The organism is Vibrio sp. 1874, assembly GCF_033344395.1.
GTDB lineage: Bacteria > Pseudomonadota > Gammaproteobacteria > Enterobacterales > Vibrionaceae > Vibrio > Vibrio alginolyticus.
In genome coordinates, this window is sequence record NZ_JAWPOR010000002.1 from 291628 (window position 1) to 313119 (window position 21492).

Genomic DNA, 21492 nt, shown 5'->3' on the forward strand with positions numbered 1-21492 from the left:
GCAAGCGACTCAGCCCAGTAAATCCTGTACTTGTTGTTGCAATTGATGACGATTTAAAGACGCAGGACTTAACACTTCACCGATAACAACATCCACTTTTGACCAAAAACGAGTCGGTCGTTTTGTGAGAGCATGTCCGCCTTTGTGGCTGAAAAAAGAACCCCAAAGCCCTTTTAACGCCATAGGGATGACAGGAACAGGGTTACGTTCAAGGATTTTCTCTACACCAGGGCGAAACTCACCCAATTGACCGTTAGACGTTAAACGACCCTCAGGGAAGATACAGACAACCTCACCGTCGTTAAGTGCTTGTTCAATCTGCTCAAATGCTCGTCGGTAAGTGTCGGCACACTTACGTGGAGAACAGATCGGGATAACACCTGCATGACGGAATACATATTTAAGAACAGGTAGCTCGCTGATGGACTTGTCCATCACAAAACGAACCGGGCGAGTAGAGGTTCCCATCAAAATCAATGCATCGACATAGCTAACATGGTTAGCCACGATTAACGCAGCACCTTGTTCAGGAATATGTTGGCGCCCCTTTACGGACACACGATACATACAATGGCTGAGTAAATAACTGATAAAGCGTTGTGTGAATTCCGGTACTTGACGATAGACATAGATTGCCACGAAGAAGTTACCTATTGCCATCATGACAAACAGTTCCACAATAGAAAGCTCTAGTACGCTGAGTACAACGATCGAAACCAAAGCAGACACCACCATAAACAACGCATTCATGATGTTGTTAGCAGCAATGGCACGTGCACATTCCCCTTTGTTTGAACGCGATTGGATGAACGCATAAAGAGGAACAATAAAGACACCGCCGCTTACACCAACAAGGAACAGGTCAATCATGACGCGTAGATGTTTTGATTCAGCAACGAAGTTTTGCACATCATAAAAGTGCACCGGAAGTGATAGATAACTTGGGACTGCCCATAGCAAGTCGACGCCAAAGACTGTCAGACCAAGGATACCGAATGGCAAAATACCAAGCTCAACGTGGTTGAAAGAAAGTTTTTCACACAACCAAGAGCCTGTCGCGATACCAATGGAAAACAATGCCAACAGTAAAGAAACGACAGTGCTATCTGCGAACAAATGTTCGCGTGCGAAGTTAGGGAATTGAGTTAGGTAAGTCGCACCCATGAACCAGAACCAACTGATGGCAAGAATAGACATCCAGATGCCTCTCTGTTTTTTTGCCACTTTTAACGTGTTCTTTAAACCAGAAATCGGTTCAAATTTCGCTTTGTCATTCGATTGGCTAGGCATCGTTGGAATATTCACGCTGCTCATGAACCCAAGCAAAGACAAGGCAATCACGGTACAAGAAGCAATCAAGGTACCATTAGGAATGGCTAGCAGCAGGCCTGCGCTAAGCGTACCTATAAGAATCGAAAGAAACGTGCCCATTTCAACCCAAGCATTTCCTTTAACAAGCTCATTTGGTTTGAGCGCTTGTGGTAGCAAGGCGTATTTCACGGGACCAAAATAGGCCGATTGAGTGCCTGTCATAAACAGCAGAACCAGCATCAGCATGGCACTTTGGGTGGCAATAGCGGTTGCTGCGCAAGACATGATAGCTAGTTCGATGAGCTTTAGACGTCGGATTAATTTGGCTTTGTCCATGCTGTCAGCGACGGCACCAGCATGCGCTGAGAATAGAAAGAAAGGTAGGATGAATAAGCCTGCCGCCAAATTAACGAATAGATTGACAGATATTGGTAGGTTATCAATTTGGCTGTATGTCACCATCAATAACAGAACGTTTTTGTAGATGTTGTCATTGAGTGCGCCAAGGCATTGCGTCACAAAGTAAGGAAAAAAGCGTTTTGAGAAAAACATACGGGCCCCGATTAAACAAAGTCGAATGAGATGGGAGCACTTTATGCTCAATGAACGATTAAACCAGCTTTCTCTTTCTAGTGACGTTGTATGCCACCAAAAGTAACGAAATTCGTTACTTTTATTTCCATTTGTTTATTGAGTTACTAATTGCGAGACTTATTGGTGAGTTTTCTTTCCCATGGTTCAAATAAAGGGAACGTCCAGCGACGCATCGCAATAATCAGAGAGGTGCCGTGTTTTTCGTCCATATCGAGAGAGCTATCACTTTGGCAAGCCTGATAAAACTCATCGATGACCTTTTGCAGTTTCTGTTGTAGCTTCTTGTTGGTTGGTACACTCATCAATCCTGTTGCCATGGAGAACTTTTCATCTTCACCAGAAAAGTAGCTTTGGAAAAAGGCGTCTTGAACTTGCTGTTGGAAGAACCGTTGAATAGGGCCGCCCATCTGCCACTTAAATGTCGGAGATATACGCAAACGAATTTTGTTATTTGGCTGCAAGTCGATGATGTTCAGCCGATCCAAATGAGCAAGCTTTTGCACCAGTTCCAACTCATTGAAGGTATATTGCTGAACGATTTGTTCAAACTGATAGCCATTTACAACACAGATCGCCACGAGCAGCAGGGCTTTATCGTCAACCAGCTGCTTTTCTTGCTCTAACGTTAGCGACTCTAGACCTTTATTGTGCGCAGCCGCGAGCTTAAATAGTTCCGCCATTTCTAAACCAATCAATTGGCAAATTCGTTCTAAGCGCTCAAGGCTAATGTGCTGACCTTCAGCGAGTAAACGTTTGACGCTTCCTTCACTTAAATTAAGGTGTTGTGCAACATCCGCATAATGCAGCCCAGCTAACTTTAGTTGGCGTTTAAGCTCTTTAATTAACGTATAGCTTTCTGACATTTACGCTGTTACCTCGTCGTGTAACTGCTCTAGGTACGTTTGCATAAAGGTTTTGCGTTTTTGCGCTTCGCGTCTCGCTGACTCCGTGTTCATGGTTTCAGCGATTTTGAATAACTTGGTTTGAAAGTGATCCAGAGTGAATTGTTTATCGTTAAGTTCACGTTCTTCGGCAAATATATCGCTGTCGTTGTAAAGTTGCGCGTTAAATTGAGTGCTGACTTGAATGCATCGCGTCACGCCAATTGCGCCTAAAGCGTCCAGACGGTCGGCATCTTGGACGATTTTGGCTTCCAACGTATTTGGCCTGATGTTTGCGCTAAAGCTGTGTGCCTCTATCGCATGAGCAATGGCATCATGATATTGCTGCGGATAATCGATACTCTCTAAAAATGCGACCGCTTTTTTGGCTGCGATGATTGAGCTCTCTTTGCGATTTGGGTGATCTTTCGGGTAAGTAAAGCAATCATGCAAATAGGCAGCCGGTAATACAATCGCGATGTCTGCATTTTCTTCTTTGCAGAGCTGTTTCGCTGTTTTGACCACGCGTTTTACGTGTTTAAGATCATGAGCTGCATCTACTTGCATCTCTTGCTGCATAAATTCCAAAAATTGCGGTTCTATCTGGCTTAATGGCGTCATGGTTCATATCTACAACTAAAATGAAGTCAGAAGTATGCCCAACGCTTAGAATAATTTCCAAGTGCGATGGTGTAATTGAGATTCAGCCACCAGAACCTTGTGCAACGTTTGGTACTGAGCCGTTTTATATGGCCTTTCAATGTGTTCAGTGGTTTATGAGACAAGAATAGACAGAGCGAGCAGTGATGTTTACCAGTAGAAAAAAGGCCTGACGATGTCGTCAGGCCTTTTTCGTTTCGCCGATCTTTTTAGCGTTTGAACGTTACTTGCTCTGCTTGTTCAAGATGAATATGAGTTGTCGCAGGCTGTGTTTCTGCAATCACTTTACCGTGACGAACAGAGTAACGAACCGGCACTTGGCGACGTACTGCGTCAAAACCATTTTCTGCGGGAAGAATCAGTAAACTACCTGGTTTGCCTTCTTCAATGCCGTGCTTGTCTTGAATGTTCAGTGTACGTGCTGAATTGTTGCTGATCAGATCCAGTGAGTTGTTGATTTGGTCGTAACCCATCACCTGACACACGTGCAGACCCATATGCAGTACTTGCAGCATGTTTGCAGTGCCTAGTGGGTACCAAGGGTCAAATACATCATCGTGTCCAAAGCAGACGTTGATGTTGGCATTCAGCATCTCTTTCACTCGTGTTACGCCGCGACGTTTTGGGTAATCATCAAAACGTCCTTGTAAGTGAATGTTCACCAATGGATTTGCCACGAAGTTGATACCGGACATGCGTAATAAACGGAACAGGCGAGATGCGTATGCACCGTTGTAGGAACCCATCGCTGTGGTGTGACTGGCCGTGACTTTATTCCCCATATCAAACTTGTGCGCTAATGCTGCCAGTGTTTCAACGAACCGAGATTGTTCGTCATCGATTTCATCACAATGCACGTCGATCAGGCGGTCGTATTTTTTCGCTAACTCGAATACGTAGTGCAGCGATTCAATGCCATATTCGCGTGTGAATTCAAAGTGTGGAATCGCGCCAATCACGTCCGCACCTAATTTGACGGCTTCTTCTAGCAGCTCTTTGCCATTTGGGTAAGAGAGAATTCCTTCCTGCGGGAAGGCGACGATTTGGATATCTACCCATTCTTTCATCTCTTCACGCACTTCTACCATCGCTTTTAGGGCAATTAGGGTAGGGTCTGAAACATCGACGTGGGTACGAACGTGTTGTACGCCGTTTGCTATCTGCCATTTTAAGGTTTGTTTTGCGCGCGCTTTCACGTCTTCAATCGACAGCATTTCTTTGCGCTCAGCCCAACGTTCAATACCCTCAAACAATGTGCCAGAGATGTTCCAGCTTGGCTCGCCTGCGGTTTGAGTTGTATCTAAGTGAATGTGTGGCTCGCAGAAAGGCGCAACCGCCATACCGCCTTCAGCATCGATGATGTCACCGTTATGACTAAGCTCCACATCGTTGCTTTCAATGTGCTTGAATTGACCATCTTCAATCAAAATTTGCTGCAGACCTTCTTGTCCTTTTAGCGTTACGTTTTTGATCAGTAGTGTTGTCATGATGGTTCCTTACGCTGGCTGTGTAGCCAGTGCTTTTTTGTTAAGAATAGGATTAAGAATCAGGAAGCTAATTGCGCCGCCAAGTACAGCGTTAATCGGCACTACGCCAGGCAGGAAGTGTCCCGCACCAACGCCAATCACGACAGCGATAATGCCAGCCCAGTTAACGTTTTGGAATTGGGCGGCTTCAAAGTTTGCGTAGCGTTTACGGTTCGTGAAGAAGTCAGCGATGATCACACCGCCAATCGGTGGAATTGCCAAAGATAAGAAGGTCAGCCAGCCAACAAAGTTATTGTAGAGCCAGAGAGCGCAAAGTGTGCCAACAAGACCGTTCGCCATTGAGATGTATTTACTTGGTAAGCCTGTGATGTTGGAAAATCCAAGACCCGATGCGTAGAGCGCGTTGTCGTTGGTCGTCCAGATGTTCAAGCCAAGAACGATGATAGCTGGAATAAGAAGACCTTGCGCGATCATCACTTCAGAAATGTCTGATTGACCCGTCACCGACGCACCTGCCGCGCCAAAGATAAACATTAACGAGTTACCGATGAAAAATGCCACCATGGTGATCATCACGGCGCTGCGCGGCTTTTTACCAAAGCGTACGAAATCCGCCGTTAATGTACCAGCACTGACAAAAGAGCCGACAACCATCGCGAGAGCTATTGAAAAATCGAGTGGCTCGGTTGGTTGAACTTGTTGTAGTTCGCCAATACCACCAACGCTATTTACTGCCTCGATGACAGAGTAGCCGCCAAGTAGCGCAATGGCAGGAACGGCAATTGCTGACAACACCATCAGTGCGGAGATGCCAAAGTAAACGGTCGCGGTCATGAGCAAACCGGATACAAGGATCAACGTGTTGGTATCGATGCCCGTTGCTTTATGCACCGGAATCGCAAACATCGCGACACCAACTCCAAACCACCCAACTTGAGTACCGCCAAGAAGAGCGGAAGGAAGCCAAGAGCCTTTAGAACCAAAAGAGAAACGAGCAAGAAGGTGAGTAGAGAGACCAGTAGAAGCGCCGATGTAACCGAGGAAAGAAGTGTAAATACCGAGGATTAGGTTACCGATGAGAACAGCGAGGAAAAAATCATTGAAGGAGAGCCCAGTACCGAGAGAACCCCCAGTCCACATACTTGCGGAGAAAAAAGTGAGTCCTAACATCACCATTGTAAGTGATGCCACGCCTTTTCTGGCAGTGTTGGGAACTGGTCCAAGACTGTAATTATTGTCTCCAGCCATTATTACCTCCGCACATTGAAATATTTAATTATAGCACCTGGTTTTCAGGCAAACGGCGCGTATTATCGTGATGTAAATTTAATAGTCAATGATAAAATTGAAATTTAAACGTTTGCTTGGTTTTTGGTTTGTATTTTTTCCTTTAATAACAATGGTTTAATTTTTAAATTATAAAATTGAAAAATTTATTTTTACGTATTTTCTATGATTTATAGACAGGTTTTCTATGTGAAATTAGTGTTTTGAATTGCCATTTGTTTTTATGGATTAAATTTATCTATAACTCTGGGTTGTTCAGTCGATTTCTATGAAAAGAAAACGATTTCATGATGAGATTTTTGGTTTGGACGTTATTTGTTCTTTTTTTGGGTGTGTTTTCTTGGTTTTATTTTATGTAGGTGATTTATTTTTGTTGAAGCTGGTATTTCTAATGGTTTAGTGGGCGAATATTTGAATTTTATAAACAGTAAACAATCTGTTGTGGGTAAGAAAAGTACAACCGAGTTCGGTCAGAGGATAAGAGGGCAATAGCCACATAAAAAAATAGCCAACCGCAAAGAGTGCGATTGGCTTATATACATGTGAACAAAATCAAGTTCACTAACAACGTCAGTTGGCTAGGTGACCCTCGGCTTAAGAAGGGTCGATTTATATAATGCAGTTACTGTGCCAACTTTAATATGCCCTAAAATACGTAGTTTCTGTGACATGCGTTGCTTAAAGTTTGAGTATGTTTGCAATTTGCAACTGCGTTATGCAATTTGACTCTATTATGCTAATGATTGATTAATAAACAATGAACCTTTTAAAGCATGACTAAACTCGCCGTTCCTAAAAAGGCGAAAAAACCAACTACATCTGTCACTGTTGTTAGAATCACCGAGCCAGCCAAAGCGGGGTCCAATTTAAACTTATCCAGAATAATGGGAATCAGCACACCAAATAAAGCTGCGGTAATAATATTGACGATAATGGCCAGCGCGATGGTTCCCCCAAGAACCGGAGATTGAAACCACAATCCGGCGAGCCCGCCGATGATTAACGCCCAAGCAATGCCGTTCAGAGAGCCAATACCCAACTCATTTTTCAAAAGCTTGAAGCGGTTACCTGGGGTGATCTGATTAAGCGCCATCGCACGAATCATTAGAGTGAGCGTTTGGCTGCCAGCAATGCCCCCCATGGATGCAACAATTGGCATGAGCACCGCCAAAGCCACCACCTGCGCAATTACATCTTCAAATAGTCCGATAGTGACAGACGCCAAAATCGCAGTAAGCAGATTGATGCCTAACCAAACACCGCGCTTTTGCGAGCTTTTTAATACTGGCGCAAACAAGTCATCGCCTTCATCCATACCTGTACCGGCCATCAAACGTGCTTCGTAGATTTCACGCTGTGTACTCAATGCAAACTGCCAATCGACTTCACCGATCAGTGTTTGGTCTGCATCAGTTACAGGGAGAGCGGGCAGTGTGCTGTGTTCTAATGCCTCTACCGCTTCAGGAAGCATCATTTTACTGTCTAGCACCGTCACAGCCTCAATAACGAGTGTTTTTAAGCGAGTATCGGGGTCACCACGTAAGATATCGAAGTAGTTGACCGTTCCACGATACTGTTTATTACGATTAATCAGATACACCTGTTGAGGCGTGTCGTAGCTATAGCGCTCCATTAACTGCTTAGCTGTCCCAATCGTAATGTTGAAGGGCAGGGTGATGATCTTACGTTCAGCCCAGTGGCCGAGTTCTTCATCAGCATACTCGTTTGCTTGATCGTAAAGTTCCAACTCATCTTTTTCTATCAACGAGAGCGCTTCGTTGATGATCGACTCTGGCAACGAATCGGCCCATTCGATGAGCGACAAGTTGTCGAGTTTAGCGAGAGTTAGCTTTAGCTCGACTTCAGATAACGCATTGATGATAGAGAAACGTACGTCCGCACGCATTTCCGTTAACACGTCGATATGTAGCTCTAGTGGTAAAGCTCGCCATAAGCGAACACGATCGTCGATTGGAAAGGCTTCTAGAATCAGGGCAACCGCGCCGGGCTCGAGGCCCGCTTCAATAGATTCATTGAGCGTTGCGACTTGATCCGCTTCTTCGGCTTGGCCAATTTGCTGGATTAGAGTGGAGAGATCTTGAAACTTGCTCACCGAGTACCCCGATAGTTAATTCGTTTTATGGAAGTATGGCATGTTATTGAGATGCACAACTATGCATCTTAACCTTGCTCAAGGTACTTGAAAGTAACAGAAAAACAATAGGCTATTCGCTGTTGATGGTGAGATATGGCTGTACCAATTGGCGAATGTTCACTTTTGCGCCAATACGGGCTGCCAGCAAGTACATTCCGCCGATTTTTCTGTGCAAAAATAGGGCATCTGCTGGTGGAGTATGCCAGTATTCTTGCTCCATGCTTAGAATGGTGCCAGCCTCGCGAAGCTTTTGTGCTAAGCCGCTGGCTTTAAAGTCATAAGGCTCATCGACCAACATAGGTTCACATGCCATTTTCACTAGATCGAGAATCGCTTGGCGTTGGTCTGGAAGGATGGTTTGGCTGAAGAAGCCTATTTGTTCAAGCGCATCATTCAAGCCTTGTTCGTCATTGTTAACGACAGATGCGAAAGCTTGGCGATAGCCGGTACTGAACCGTTCGCTGTATTCGCGGGTCGCACCAAAGTCTAGCAAGCCGATTTGACGAGTGTTTTCGATATATAAGTAGTTGGCGAAGTTGGGATCGGTTTGCACCATCTTAAATTCGAACAGCTCTCGAAACAGTAATTCGAGTAGGCTGTGCATGACAAAATCTCGCGTACTCTGATCATAATGTTCGATTTGCTCAATCGGGCTACCATCAATGAATTCCATCGCGAGAACGGAGTCTGAGCAACTTTCAGTATGAATCTTGGGCACCACAAAATGAGGGTGCTCCTTCAAAGCGTCATGATAACGAATGGCAAATTGTGCCTCTCGTGCGTAATCGGCCTCGTCATGTAGCTGCTTTTTCGCTTCTTCGAGCAATCCTTTGTAGTCGACAGACTCGGGAATCAACCCAACGACCTTGAGCAGTGTACCGACATTATCGACGTCGCTATCGATACTTTTCCGTATGCCCGGATATTGCACTTTGACGGCTAGGTTATCGCCCGCATCGCTGTAGGCTTGGTGCACTTGTCCTATTGATGCACTGGCGATTGGTTTGAAGTTAAATGACAGAAACTCAGCTTTCCAATTCGTTCCTAGCGAACTTTCCATTACTGCGTTGAGTTGTTTTGCAGGCATTGGGTCTGCGTTGGAACGAAGACGGGAAAGAATATCGGCGAGTTGAGGTTCTAAAACATCACCAGCATCCATTGATAGCATTTGTCCAAGCTTCATTGCAGCGCCACGTAGATGAGCAAGTTGGTCGGTTAAACGCGCGATGTTCTGTGGCGTCAGCAAGAGGTCTTTCGCTTTTGGTTTGTTGCCTTTGGCTATCTGCTTCGTGCCTTCTGCAATCACATTGCCTGCGACACGGGTAGCAAGTGAAGCGAACTTGCTGAATCTTGAGATGCGATGGGTAGGTAGGCTTCTTTCCTTTGCCGACATGAATCTTCTCCGCTATTTACTAACTAATTGTTATACGGGAAAAGGATATGTTTGGATACAAATGAAAAGAAAACCGCCAGCGTAACTGGCGGTTTGCGAGTTTAGATAGAGTAGAAGAAGTACAGTTGAGACTTCATTCGGATGATGATCCCGCGAATCACATCTAAGAAGGCCATAAAGCCTATCGGTTTTTCACCGCTGACCCATGCGAGGCCAACAGAGCCAACAGGGATGTCGTAGCCTTCTGGCTCATCAATCTTAAGACGAACAAAGTGGTGTTTGTTCTGTAAGTTCTTTCCAGTGGTGACACGTACGGAATCATCGAAACCCAGTAGATTACCTTGTGACTCACCTGTTGCTTCAACAATGCCTTCGACGGTCGCTGAGAAGATCTTACCTGGGTAAACGGACGAAGAGAATTCCGCTGGCTGACCCGGTTTGATGTTACGAATCGCCTGGTGGTTGACTCGCATCAGCACGTACTTCTCGTTAGTGTACATGTTGATACGCGGCATCATCGATACACGCTGACCTTCACGCAGGATAAAGTTGGTGACAAAGCCATCTGTTGGGGCATGAACTTTTGTGCTATTCAAATCCCATTGCGCTTTTGCAATTTGCTCTTCAGCTTGGCGCAGTTCGGCTTGTTTAGTTTCAACTGCAAGTTCCGCTTTATGAATCGCCAGTTTTGCACGGGAAATATCGACTTGTTTCTTCTTGATTTGAGACTCAAGGGTCAACACGTTGTGACGTGCCATATCAACCGCACTCGATTGTTTGTCGATATCGCTTTCCGTGATGGTGTTGTGCACTACTCGGTTTTGCTCAACATAACGATCTAGCATTTTTTTCTGCAATTTGTAGTCAACTTTCGCCGCTTCCAACTGGCTCTTTGATGTTTCTAGATCTTGCACTAGCGCTTCGTGGTTAGCTTCTTCAATCTCGATGTCGCCTTTTGCTGTAGCTAATGCAACGCGAGCAGAATCAGCGGATACGTTCGCTTGATTTAATGCGATTTTGTATTGCGTTGGGTCAAGTTCATAAATGAGCTGACCTTCTTTAACTTGCTGATTCGGCTCAATGTAAATGTGGTCAACTTTACCTTTTACATTGGTTGAATCTGGACGCAATTGGATGTGTGGTGACTGCACGACAGAACCGCCGGATAAATCCATCGGGGTGAAGTTAATCAAACCTACCCAGACGAACATTAGCCAACCCAAGCCGCCAAGATAAGCGAACGATTTGGTTGCTTTGTTCCAAGGCATGCCAACCAAACGCAACAGATAGATGAAGAGTGCCCATACCGCTAAACCTTCTAACATTATGCTTCCTCTTTTGGCTGTGTTTCTGTTTGCGGTTTACTTTTCCATGTATCACGCAGATTGATGATGGCTTTTTCCATATCAACAAATGCAAAGATCACGGCTAGCACCCAAACCCAGTGCCAGATAAACCCTATCCAGGTCAGCGCAGTGATGAGCCCTATCTGATGATGATCTTTGCTGTGTGCTTTATTGATAGGTAATTCATGGATTTTCCAAAAGCCGTAACACGCGCCCGCGACACTCGCGATTAAAACGACAGCAGCAACAACATGTAACGCTGTATCTGCGCCTGTACCGACAAATGGGACACTCAGTAAACTCATTAAACGCTCCTCTATCAAACTGTTGGCGTATTGTGTTCTGAATTTGATTTGCGGCTTTCTTTGTGACAGATTCAATCACTACAGGATTAAATTTGATGTGATTGGTTATGAAAACGGTTCGGTTTATTCGCGCGATGGGCATTCTAAACATGCATAACCTCGCGTTATCTAAATACAATTTGGACTCGGATGAGTTAGGGATCCCAGCATCGGTGTTTCGTAATCCAATGACACTGATCCCGCTAAAAGCCGTTGCGGAATGGTACCGTTGTGTTGAACAAGCCAGTGGTGACCCGGATGTGGTGTTGAGTCTCAGCCGAGGTATTGAACTGCAAAAGCTAGGGCCAGTGGGACGCTGGTTATTCTCCGGCAATGATTTAGCCAGTACCATTCGGCGAGTGAATTATGGTGTGAGCAACCTACAATCAGGGGCGTTTTTTGCTGGCGAACAGTCGGGTAAAATCATCAAATGGACTTACCACAACCCGTTTATAGAAACGTCAGTAAAGGTGCACGATAGTATCCGCTGTGCGGTATTTATGATTAAGGTGTTACGCGAATTTCTTGGCAAAGATTACCAGCCTTTACGTGTCAAGGTTTCAGGCTCGAGAAAAAATACTGAGAGATACCGGGAATATTTCGGCTGCGAGGTGGAATGGAGTCAGCCAAAAACAGAGATATGGATCCCGGGAGATGACCGACTAGCTTCTCGCCAAGTGAGCCATCGAGAAGACAACCGTCTAGCGATGAGTTTTTCCGATTTGGATGATTTGCTTAATATGCCCGACCCAGAAGATGAGTTGAAAGTGATTTATGAAGTGGTGAATTACAGCAGCCATTATGGATTGCCAACGTTAGAGCGCGTTTCTTCTCTGCTTGATTTATCTGAACAGCAGTTTCAACGTCGTTTGCATAAATTAGGACTCAATTTTTCGACGGTTTCTGGCTATGTATTGAGTAATATTGCAGCTGGTTTGTTGAGTAAGCGCGTGAGTATTGATGACATTGCCACGCGCCTTGGTTACACCAATGTGGCGAGCTTCAATCGTATGTTTAAGAAACATCGTGGATTAACGCCCAAGCAGTATACGGGAAGATTAGAGAAGTAGTGCTCCACTTATCTCTATGAGTACAAGCAATAAAAGCCCTCAAAGTTGAGGGCTTTGTTATTTTTTTGTGTCGTTTTATGTGGTGGCTATTTCTTAGGACGCCAACTTAGTGCACTTGCAACAGCGCCGATGGCAATTACATCCTTTTTTTGTTCGCTAAGTTCAGGGAGCATCTGTACCGCAATGGTACCGTTCGTCTGCACTGCGGCAATTTCTTGTGTGCCTTCCTTAAAGCTATAACCCAATGGAATGTCTACCGCCATCATGGCGTCAGGACTAGTATGTACAGTTTCTACATTAAAGTGGGTGCTACCAATACGCACTACGCCTGTCTCTTTTTTCTCAAAGCTGATGTCGATGAGAGCGGATTTTGGCTCCATCGCAAACTCACCGACTTTTTTACCATCTTGAGTAATGTCACAGGTGTAAGGATCATTCCCACCAAAATCGACGCCCATGTAGTTAACCGACATACCGCCTCCAGTGCAGTTCAAAAGCCAAGTTTCCCCGCTGTCGATACGAGTCACTTCTGCGCCCATTGAACCTTCTTTGAAAGAGATACGGTTAAACCAACTTGAGTTAGAAGCACTGCGTGAATACTTGCCTTTGTACTTACCAGCAAAATCAAAATGGCCATCCGCACCGAATCCCCAAAAATCACCGTCGGTTTTGATCAGCATTTCTGGTTGTGCTTTTACGGCATCAGTACGATCCATGACGGCTAGGCCACCACAACCAGCAAGGAGCAAGGGAGCGAATAGAATAAGTTTCTTCATGTTTTTCATTTTTTATAGCTTGGTTACATCTAGGGTTTGGTCGGTGAATTGGATGTTCTGAATGTCGTACAACTCGTCAGTGCCTGTACTCGGGCACTCAACAGAAACGCTCTTTGCTTTGATAACAGTACATTCCGCCAGTTTGTGTGGCACTATATAGGTGTTGATACCGCCTTCACCATAAATGCTGTTGTCTTTGCTGTTGCCTTCAAAAGTATTGTTTTGATCATTACCGATCACATTCATCGCGTCGCCGCCAATGATCTTCACTTTTGTTAGCCACTGAGATTTGTAGGTGTACGCTTCTATCAAACCGTCTTTGTTGGGAGCCATACGGAAGGTAGGTACTGTGCCTGGACTTGTCTTTTCTGTGTAGAGCTTGACGCCCGCAGAGTCGATATTCGCGGTATATTGCAAGTATCCGTGGAATAAGCCACTGATCCAATCAACGGCTTGTGGATCTTGGGTTTGCATTTCTTCACGCGTTAACGCTTGGTAGCCATCTAAACCATGTCCGTTTGCTTTTGCTACACCCATGTAAGCTTCAAAAGCGGCAGCAAAATATTCGTGAGAATATGAAGGGCCCGTTTGTTTCACACTTTCAGGATCGAAGTCGTCCGATTTCCAATCGTCCCAGTCATACTGAGTAGGGCGCCACACCGTCGGTTTGCCCGATTGAATATCGTTATAGATGCTTAACGCATGAGCTTGAATGTCATTTTGCAGTGCCGCAGTCGCCGTGTTAGGTGCAATACCTTGCGCTTGGACCAAGTGTAAAATTTCTTCAAAAGCGGCGTCTCGTTCGGCTTTTTTACCAAGATTGGCGCAGTAATCGGCAAAATTACTCATGTAATGGCAATCGCCTTCAACTGTCAGTTCTCGATACATTAAAGATTGGCTATTCCTTAGCCAGTTTGGTGTTTCTTTACTAGTTACTAATGTTGACGCGATAGATGTGACAAGTGTATCCATATCATCTTCGTTAAGTACCATCATGCTTACAACAAACTTTTCTAGAGAACTCGTATCAAAAGAGTGTGCTAAGCCCGAGCTTGTAACTGCATCGTTCAATTTGCCTTGGCGAATCAGTTCGTTGATAAAGATTTTGGTTAGCATCTCATCATTCTGTTCGTCGTTTTCGGTCAGCATTAGTGTGGCATCACGCTCGGCTAATGTCTTAGCGATACGAGACTTGTCAGCACCGTACTTAGAGTCTGGTTGGTTTGTGAGAAGGTGTTGGATGATTTTGGCTGCACGAAAGATTTTTTCATTATTCGCACCGTCATCAACAGCCACAATGTGAAATGTATCGTTGTTGTTTGCTTCGGAAAGGGAGATTTTCACATAGTGAGTGAAGCCAGCATCAGCAGCCACTTTTAACTTGGCCGGAAACTCTGTAGAAACGACAGTTGGGATTGTGACAGTGCTCAATGTTGGCATTGGTGGTGTTGGAGGTGTCGTTGTCGATGGTTTCGAATTAGATTCACTGCCGCCACAAGCAGTTAGACTTATCGCGCAAAATATGGCTAAAGGTGTTAATTTGGAATATCTCATTTCATGTTACTCGTAGACTTTATTAGAGCAGGAAACTTAGAAGCAACATAAAGTCCTGTCTATATAAGAAAACTAAGTCATATATGTTGATATTGTTTTTTGGTAAGACCTATTATTCGATATATTTAAAAATATAGTGGATTTTTATTCCGAATTTTATTTTCTATGTGAAGCTATATTCTGATAATGAATAAAACCTCAGGTTATTGCATGGTTTTAGGGGTATAGAATGATTAGGATTATCGTATATGTATGGTTTGTAAGCGTATGTAAGCCTGCGTTTTATTAAAATTATCATTTAAGTAGGTTGCGCAGTATAGGACGAGCGATATACTCCCTCCATCATATTGGTGGAGTAAATGATTCATGGTGGGTAATACAATCTTACTGGTAGAAGACGACTCAGAGATTGCTCGATTAACCAAAATGTACCTCGAAGCCGAAGGATATACGGTAACTGTCATCGATAACGGTCAAAATGCATTAGAAACGATTAAGGGGCTCAAGCCGGACCTAGTGCTGTTAGATTTGATGTTACCAGGAAAAAATGGCGCAGAAATATGCCAAGAGGCGCGTAAGTTTTATCATGGTATTATCATTGTTTTGACTGCGACCGATGATGAAATGAGCGAGGTGAGCTTATTTAAGTTCGGTGCTGATGATTACCTTACCAAACCGATAAAAGGTAATATTTTGCTCGCCCGTATTGAAGCAGCGTTGCGTCGCTATTGTCGTCAAGTTGATATCGTTGAAGAAGAAAAGCTGAGCCGATATGGCATTAGTCTTTGTCTTCGTCGCTCCCAAGCATTTTATTTGCAAAAAGATATTGGTTTAACGAGTTCTGAGTTTGAAATTTTAGAGCTCCTGATGCTGAATGTCGATAAGCCAGTATCTCGTGAATCATGTTGCCGTCTTGCCCGAGGCATTGAATACTGTATTACTGATCGTTCGATTGATATGCGTATATCCTCACTAAGGAAGAAATTCTCCAAGGCTCATATCCATACGGCTACCATTAAAACCATACGTCACCACGGCTACATGCTGACAGGTAAATGACGCATGTTTTCCCTGTTTACTCGTCTATATGTGGGGTTAGTAACTGGCCTTGCGCTGACTGTTGCTTTGTTTCTCTTTATGGGGGAAGAGTACATGCGCAAAACAGAAGTCGGTGTTTTTTTGAGTGACGGTGCTTATTTTGTCGATCAATACATTGAGCAACGAGGCACTCCGGATTCTCTCTACAAGAAGTTAACCGAAAACGGCAAGCAAGATTTCTTTATCTTTGATTTAACATTGGTTGAAAACTGGGACGGATCACCGCCTTGTCGAGATTGTAATCTGCTGTACCGTATGCAAGGGATACCTGTTTATCTTATTGATGGCAGTACCTATGCTGCGGTATTCCCTTTGCCTAACACTTCGAAGAGTTTAGTTTTCAAAGAAAAAACGGATTTCTTTAGCCCACACGTTGATTGGAATGAAGATTCTGAGATTGTATTTATACTTACTCTACTTTTGGTTGTTGTATGCAGTTTAGGCATTATGGTTTACATACCTGTACGACGTCTTGACCGCCAAATTCGGCAACTAACGGCTGCGCAACAACAATTTGGTTCTGGTGAGTTGAATACGCGAGTCGAGCTAAAGCAATTTTCGCAACCCGTGAAAGAGCTCGCCCAAGGCTTCAACTGCATGTCTGAAGAGATTGAGAGACGAGTGCGCCAAACACACATCTTTACTCAAGCTATTCCTCATGAAGTGCGCACTCCGCTGAGTCGTATTCAGCTAGCGACGGATTTAGCTCGACGCACGAGTGGTGAAATGCAGGCAGAGTTACATGACGATATTGAACGATACGTTGATGTCGTGACGGATTTAACGTCCGACATTGTCATGCTGTCTCGCTTGAGTGTGAAAAACCACTCATGGATCGATTCTGTTGAAACCATGGAACTGCCACTTTGGTGTAAAAGCCGCATGAATTACCTAGGCTTAGAGTCCGCCATGTTGAGAGCAGAAAATAAACTCGCGAACCAATTGATTCACTTTCAGCCTACTTTGGGTAACCTTGTCCTCGATAATTTACTGCAAAACGCCAAGCGTTATGGTGAGTCCTGCGTTGAGGTGACGATTCGAACGGTAGCGGATTGCTGGAGCATCGATATTGAGGACGATGGTCCGGGCATCCCTGAGGCGATGCGAGAAGAAGTATTTATGCCATTTTCGCGCTTAGACAAAAGCCGCAACGCCGACATGAAAGGCTTTGGTTTAGGGCTTGCCATCGCTACCAGTGCAGCGCGGCAACTGGGGTGGGAGCTTTCTGTCGGCGAGAGTCACTTAGGCGGCGCACGTTTTACGGTGCTTATTCCTGCCAACGGTTAGAGTAGGCACTGCGGTAGTCTGGCTCTGCGATACCTTCATACAAATCGTCACAAGCTTGCAGTGGACCTACGACGGTTCGGTAGGGTAGGACACCTGCCCAAACAGGGATGTCCATGTCTTCCGCATCGTCGTTGACGCCAAAATTGCTGATTTTCACTGATGCCTCCGTGAGCGGGATACGCAGTAGCATGGTGGCTTTGAGTTCTTTTTCATTACTCAAACGGACTTGTTCTGTTCTCCCCGGAGCGATCTGTTCAATAAAGTGATTCAGCAACCTGTCTTTCTCTTGGTTATCTTCCACCATCTCAAACTGGCCAAAGACCACAACACTGCGATAATGCGCACTGTGGTGAAACGCACTTCGAGCCAATACCCAACCATCAAACAAAGTAAAGGTTAAGCACGTTTGCACTCCTTGTTTGAGTGAGCGTAACAGTCGACTGTTGTTGGCGCCATGGATATACACGTAATCATCGACACGCCATGCCAGCATAGGGATGACCACAGGGCCTGACTCGTTGGTTATCGCAATATGAGCGATTAGGCTTTCATCTATGATGGCGTGCAGTTTGCTAACATCAGAGACGGCTTTATGTGCGCCTTTCTTAATTTCCGTTCTATTGGTGTTGGATAGCATTTTCTCTCCTTGTTTGCTCACGATTACGAGCGATTGATCCTCATTCTTTGATTGCAATGTAGCGTTTAACTGGTAGCTTAAAGAGAGCCACTTTTAACTAATGGATGGATCCAGTTTGTCTTTGATTGATATCGGTGACCTGCATTTAAAAGACAGTGATGGAACGCGTCAGCAAGCGTTGTTTTTTGCTATTCGCAAGAAAATTGTTCAAGGACTGTGGATGAAGAATGGGAAGCTGCCTTCTACGCGGAAGCTTTCACAAGAGCTTAATCTAAGTAGGAATACCGTGATTTCTGCCTACGAACAGTTAGTGGCGGAAGGGTACTTGAACAGCCAAAAAGGTTCTGGTTTTTATGTTGCCGTAGAACTGCCAGAGCAGTACTTGCCTGAACCTAGTTCAGTTCAGAGAGACTCATCACCGAAAGCTCACTTTGATATCAACCGCGCATTTGCACCGGGTGTACCGGATTTGGACGCATTTCCGATGGCGCAATGGCAAAAGTTACTCACTCGCCATATGTCTCGTACTTGCTTGTTGGGGAATCAAGATATTCAGGGTAGTTGGGCATTGCGCTGTGCTTTAGCTGACTACCTCGCATCAAGCCGTTCAGTGAATTGTTATCCAGAGCGCATTATTATTACCTCTGGGGCGCAGCAAGCGTTGTCAATTGCGACGATGGTAGTGCTCAAACAAGGTGATAAGGTTCTGATGGAGCAACCAGGTTACGCGCAAATGCGGAAGTTGATTCAGTTCCAAAACTATCAATTTGAGCCTTTGTTCGTAACAGAGAAATTAGGTTTTGATGTGGAAGCGGTGACCTCAAGCGATGCCGATGCGCTGTATATTACACCAAGTAATCAATATCCGATGGGCACCACACTCAATACCGAGCAAAGAGGAAAGATCATCAACTGGGCGGTCGAACAATCAAGTTGGATCATCGAGGATGATTATGACAGCGAATTTCAGTTTGCTCATCGTCCCTATACCAGCTTACAGGGGCTAGCGGCTCAAATGGGTCGAGATGAGCGTGTGTTGTATGTGGGTTCCTTCAGTAAAGTGATGTTTAACGGATTGCGGCTTGGCTACCTTGTAGCTCCTGAACGTTTAGTAGAGCAATGCTTGGTGGTTAAGGATGCGTTAAGTGGTGATTCGCCGACGCATACACAAGAAGCATTGGCAGATTTTATTACTGAAGGTGGGTTATTACGTCATATTCGAAAAATGCGTCGGCTGTACAAAACTAAGCATGAACAGATGCATTTATCCATTCAACAGCATTTTGGCGACCGTGTTTGCGTCGTTAGCCAAGCGGCGGGGCTTCATATTACGTTGAAATGGCAAGACGGTATGGATGAGCAGCGTTTTACGAAACTAGCAGAGCATGAAGGGATCATCTTGCGACCTTTGAGCTATTATGAACACCCAGATTTTCAAGCACGTCACTGGCATGGTGCCGTGCTTGGTTACGGCAATATCGCGTTAGAGAACATAGACGCTGGTATCCAACGTTTAGCTCACATATTTCGAAATGGGAAGCGATGACTATTCAACTACACGTGTTTGTCGCTTATGTCGCCACTGTTTCCAAGGCAGTAAAAGTAGAGTAAAAATGCCAAGTGCATAAAACATTGACCAGCCTAAACATATAAAAACACCGGTACAAAGCAGTAGGGACAGTCCCGCAAGTGTTTTACCAAATCCTCGAAGCAATTTGAAAGCGGCTAACATCGCCAACATGTAAACCAGAACGAATACACTGTTTGCGAGTTTTAGGAAAAACTCCAGATCGAGCTGTGATAGGGTTCCTATCACACAAGATATCAATAATATGCCGCCAACTAATATGGTGGCTGAGAAAGGGACACCACGACGTGAAATCTTGGCTAGTGGACTAGAAGGACGATGTTCACGAGCTTGAGCCCAGACCATTCGCGCTAGGCTCTGTGTGTATAAGTTAACGCTCGCGAAACAAGCGGAGAAACCTATCAAGCTGATTATCCATTTGGCTCCATCGCCTAGTAGTTGGGCACTAAGCCAGGGGATGGATGCGTTATCAAATTGAGCGTTACCATACGCGCCAAATTTTAAAATAACGACAGAGCATGCCCAATAGGTAGCCCCTGCTACAAAACAACCGACCACAATGGCAATAGGGAAATCTCTTTGAGGGTTTTTGAACTCTTCCCCCATATGGGCAAAAGCCTCTATGCCAACAAAACACCAGAACATCACGCCTAACGCTGCGGTAATAGGCCAAATTGACTCTTGTGTGATGGCGGGCATCACAAGATCGGCGTTGTTAACGTCGCCTTTCCATAAAAATGCGCCAACAAGTGCGAAGACACTCAAAGCAATAAGAGTTTGTAAATGACCTGATGATTTTGTGCCCATCAAGTTGACGAACACAAGAAGTACTACTGTGAGAACTTGTGCAAACAGATTGTTGCTAATAGGCTCTGGCAATATTTGTTGTAGGAAGCCTGCGGCGAGTGCAATCGCGGCCGGAACCCCTACCGGAATGACACTAACAAATAGCCAAGCGACACTACTTTCCAGTTTGGCGTTAAAGGCTTTGCGTACAAAAAAGGCTGTTCCGCCCGCGTTGGGGTATCGTTTACCCAGTTGAGCAAAAGTCAGCGCAATAGGACAAATCGCGATGAACAATAAAATCCAAGCCCATAGTGAAAAATGGCCAGCTATACCTGCTGCGATAGCCGGGATCATAAACAGCCCCGTTCCCATTAATGTGGTGGATAACTGTGCGATACCTGATGTGAGTGAAATGTCTTTTTTGAGCTCTTCCATGCGAATTGATTCATCCAATGTTATGAGGCTTATTACGAAAAAGCTTGTGGCTTCTGGTTATTTCGTTTTATGTGTTTAAGCGATGCTATTTATGTGCTGAGTACTTAAGTTGGGAATTTGATTTCAATGTGTTATCTATTTTCTGTTGAAATGGATAACAGCACTCATCTCATGCCCGCCAAATAGCATATCCAAAATGTTAATAACAAAATGATTTACTAAACCGTCAATATGACGGTTGTTTTAAATAATTCCAACAAAATGTTGGTTTCTTATGCAGTTAGAATCGGTATAGAATGAGAAAAATAAGGAAAGCTTGGTAACGGTATGGACAAGTTTGATCATAAGATTGTGGATCTGCTCAGGCACAACGCTCGGCTGTCGGTGACTGAAATTGCGGATAAAGTAAACCTTTCTCGTTCTGCGGTAACGGCCCGTATTCGTAAGCTAGAGCATGACAAAGTGATTCTAGGGTATCACGCTGAAATTGCGCCTTCGGGTGGGGATTCGATTTGCGCCTATTTTGCCTTAAAGTTCGATAAATCAACCTCTACGTATTATTGCGAATCATACGCGGACGAGTTATACAAAATTGATGGCGTAAAATGGTGTCATGCGATCAGCGGTGAGACGGACATGATGGTTTTTGTCGAAGTGCCTACGATGGCTCGCTTGAACGAAATCAGAGATCAAATTCAACGATATCCAGAGCTTCGAAACCTGATGACTCATACCGTCTTAGCTGAATTCTTTAACACGACTGGGAACCTGTTTGTGAAGTGACCATGAATGGATGCTATGTT

Annotated in this window: 18 protein-coding genes; 5 read left to right on the top strand and 13 right to left on the bottom strand. The window is 44.7% G+C overall.

What is annotated here, in order from left to right:
- Nucleotides 1-9: 9 nt before the first annotated feature.
- From R8N46_RS05360 to R8N46_RS05400, 9 genes are all read right to left on the bottom strand, one after another.
- On the bottom strand, nucleotides 10-1863 hold the full coding sequence (locus R8N46_RS05360) for an MFS transporter (RefSeq protein ID WP_213972234.1): 1854 nt from the start codon (nucleotides 1861-1863) through the stop codon (nucleotides 10-12).
- 146 nt (nucleotides 1864-2009) lie between these two features.
- Nucleotides 2010-2768: a helix-turn-helix domain-containing protein gene (locus R8N46_RS05365; RefSeq protein WP_042522681.1), complete on the bottom strand. Its 759-nt coding sequence runs from the start codon at nucleotides 2766-2768 to the stop codon at nucleotides 2010-2012.
- Nucleotides 2769-3407, bottom strand: coding sequence for an HD domain-containing protein (locus tag R8N46_RS05370; protein ID WP_213972233.1), 639 nt, complete (start codon nucleotides 3405-3407; stop codon nucleotides 2769-2771). It abuts the gene before it with no gap.
- A gap of 248 nt (nucleotides 3408-3655) precedes the next feature.
- Nucleotides 3656-4933, bottom strand: coding sequence for a cytosine deaminase (locus R8N46_RS05375; RefSeq protein ID WP_213910134.1), 1278 nt, complete (start codon nucleotides 4931-4933; stop codon nucleotides 3656-3658).
- A 9-nt stretch (nucleotides 4934-4942) separates the two neighbouring features.
- Entirely contained in the window at nucleotides 4943-6181 is a 1239-nt protein-coding gene (gene codB, locus R8N46_RS05380) for a cytosine permease (RefSeq protein WP_047101164.1), read from the bottom strand.
- A gap of 805 nt (nucleotides 6182-6986) precedes the next feature.
- The gene (locus R8N46_RS05385) at nucleotides 6987-8333 is read right to left on the bottom strand and encodes a magnesium transporter (protein ID WP_005373641.1); all 1347 of its coding nucleotides are present in this window, start codon (nucleotides 8331-8333) and stop codon (nucleotides 6987-6989) included.
- Between the two features lie 112 nt (nucleotides 8334-8445).
- Nucleotides 8446-9768: an ABC1 kinase family protein gene (locus tag R8N46_RS05390; RefSeq protein ID WP_054577754.1), complete on the bottom strand. Its 1323-nt coding sequence runs from the start codon at nucleotides 9766-9768 to the stop codon at nucleotides 8446-8448.
- Between the two features lie 101 nt (nucleotides 9769-9869).
- Entirely contained in the window at nucleotides 9870-11093 is a 1224-nt protein-coding gene (locus R8N46_RS05395) for an HlyD family secretion protein (protein WP_054577755.1), read from the bottom strand.
- On the bottom strand, nucleotides 11093-11419 hold the full coding sequence (locus R8N46_RS05400; RefSeq protein WP_054577756.1) for an MFS transporter: 327 nt from the start codon (nucleotides 11417-11419) through the stop codon (nucleotides 11093-11095). The genes R8N46_RS05395 and R8N46_RS05400 overlap by 1 nt, the downstream gene beginning before the upstream one ends.
- A 107-nt stretch (nucleotides 11420-11526) precedes the next feature.
- Between R8N46_RS05400 and R8N46_RS05405 the strand changes: the two genes are divergently transcribed.
- A complete protein-coding gene (locus R8N46_RS05405; protein ID WP_054574582.1) occupies nucleotides 11527-12528 on the top strand; it encodes an AraC family transcriptional regulator in 1002 nt (333 codons plus the stop codon).
- Between the two features lie 86 nt (nucleotides 12529-12614).
- Here R8N46_RS05405 and R8N46_RS05410 read toward each other — a convergent pair whose 3' ends face one another.
- Nucleotides 12615-13304: a hypothetical protein gene (locus R8N46_RS05410; protein ID WP_031778833.1), complete on the bottom strand. Its 690-nt coding sequence runs from the start codon at nucleotides 13302-13304 to the stop codon at nucleotides 12615-12617.
- Nucleotides 13305-13316: 12 nt separating this feature from the next.
- Complete coding sequence (locus R8N46_RS05415; RefSeq protein WP_213972232.1) at nucleotides 13317-14858, bottom strand: hypothetical protein; 1542 nt, start codon at nucleotides 14856-14858, stop codon at nucleotides 13317-13319.
- Between the two features lie 366 nt (nucleotides 14859-15224).
- On the opposite strand from R8N46_RS05415, the gene R8N46_RS05420 reads away from it, so the two are divergent.
- Together R8N46_RS05420 and R8N46_RS05425 are read left to right on the top strand one after the other, a co-directional pair.
- Nucleotides 15225-15917 (top strand): response regulator transcription factor, encoded by a 693-nt coding sequence (locus R8N46_RS05420; RefSeq protein ID WP_005373624.1) that lies wholly within the window; start codon nucleotides 15225-15227, stop codon nucleotides 15915-15917.
- Nucleotides 15918-15920: 3 nt separating this feature from the next.
- Nucleotides 15921-17243: an ATP-binding protein gene (locus R8N46_RS05425; protein WP_005373622.1), complete on the top strand. Its 1323-nt coding sequence runs from the start codon at nucleotides 15921-15923 to the stop codon at nucleotides 17241-17243.
- On the opposite strand, the gene R8N46_RS05430 is transcribed toward R8N46_RS05425, so the two are convergent.
- On the bottom strand, nucleotides 17224-17880 hold the full coding sequence (locus R8N46_RS05430) for a pyridoxamine 5'-phosphate oxidase family protein (protein ID WP_213893526.1): 657 nt from the start codon (nucleotides 17878-17880) through the stop codon (nucleotides 17224-17226). The genes R8N46_RS05425 and R8N46_RS05430 overlap by 20 nt on opposite strands.
- 100 nt (nucleotides 17881-17980) lie before the next feature.
- On the opposite strand from R8N46_RS05430, the gene R8N46_RS05435 reads away from it, so the two are divergent.
- Nucleotides 17981-19426, top strand: a complete 1446-nt coding sequence (locus R8N46_RS05435; protein ID WP_182015836.1) for a PLP-dependent aminotransferase family protein — start codon at nucleotides 17981-17983, stop codon at nucleotides 19424-19426.
- Here R8N46_RS05435 and yjeH read toward each other — a convergent pair whose 3' ends face one another.
- Complete coding sequence (yjeH, locus tag R8N46_RS05440) at nucleotides 19427-20689, bottom strand: L-methionine/branched-chain amino acid transporter (protein WP_005373616.1); 1263 nt, start codon at nucleotides 20687-20689, stop codon at nucleotides 19427-19429. It lies immediately after the preceding gene.
- Between the two features lie 327 nt (nucleotides 20690-21016).
- On the opposite strand from yjeH, the gene R8N46_RS05445 reads away from it, so the two are divergent.
- Nucleotides 21017-21472, top strand: a complete 456-nt coding sequence (locus R8N46_RS05445) for an Lrp/AsnC family transcriptional regulator (protein WP_005373615.1) — start codon at nucleotides 21017-21019, stop codon at nucleotides 21470-21472.
- Nucleotides 21473-21492 lie beyond the last annotated feature (20 nt).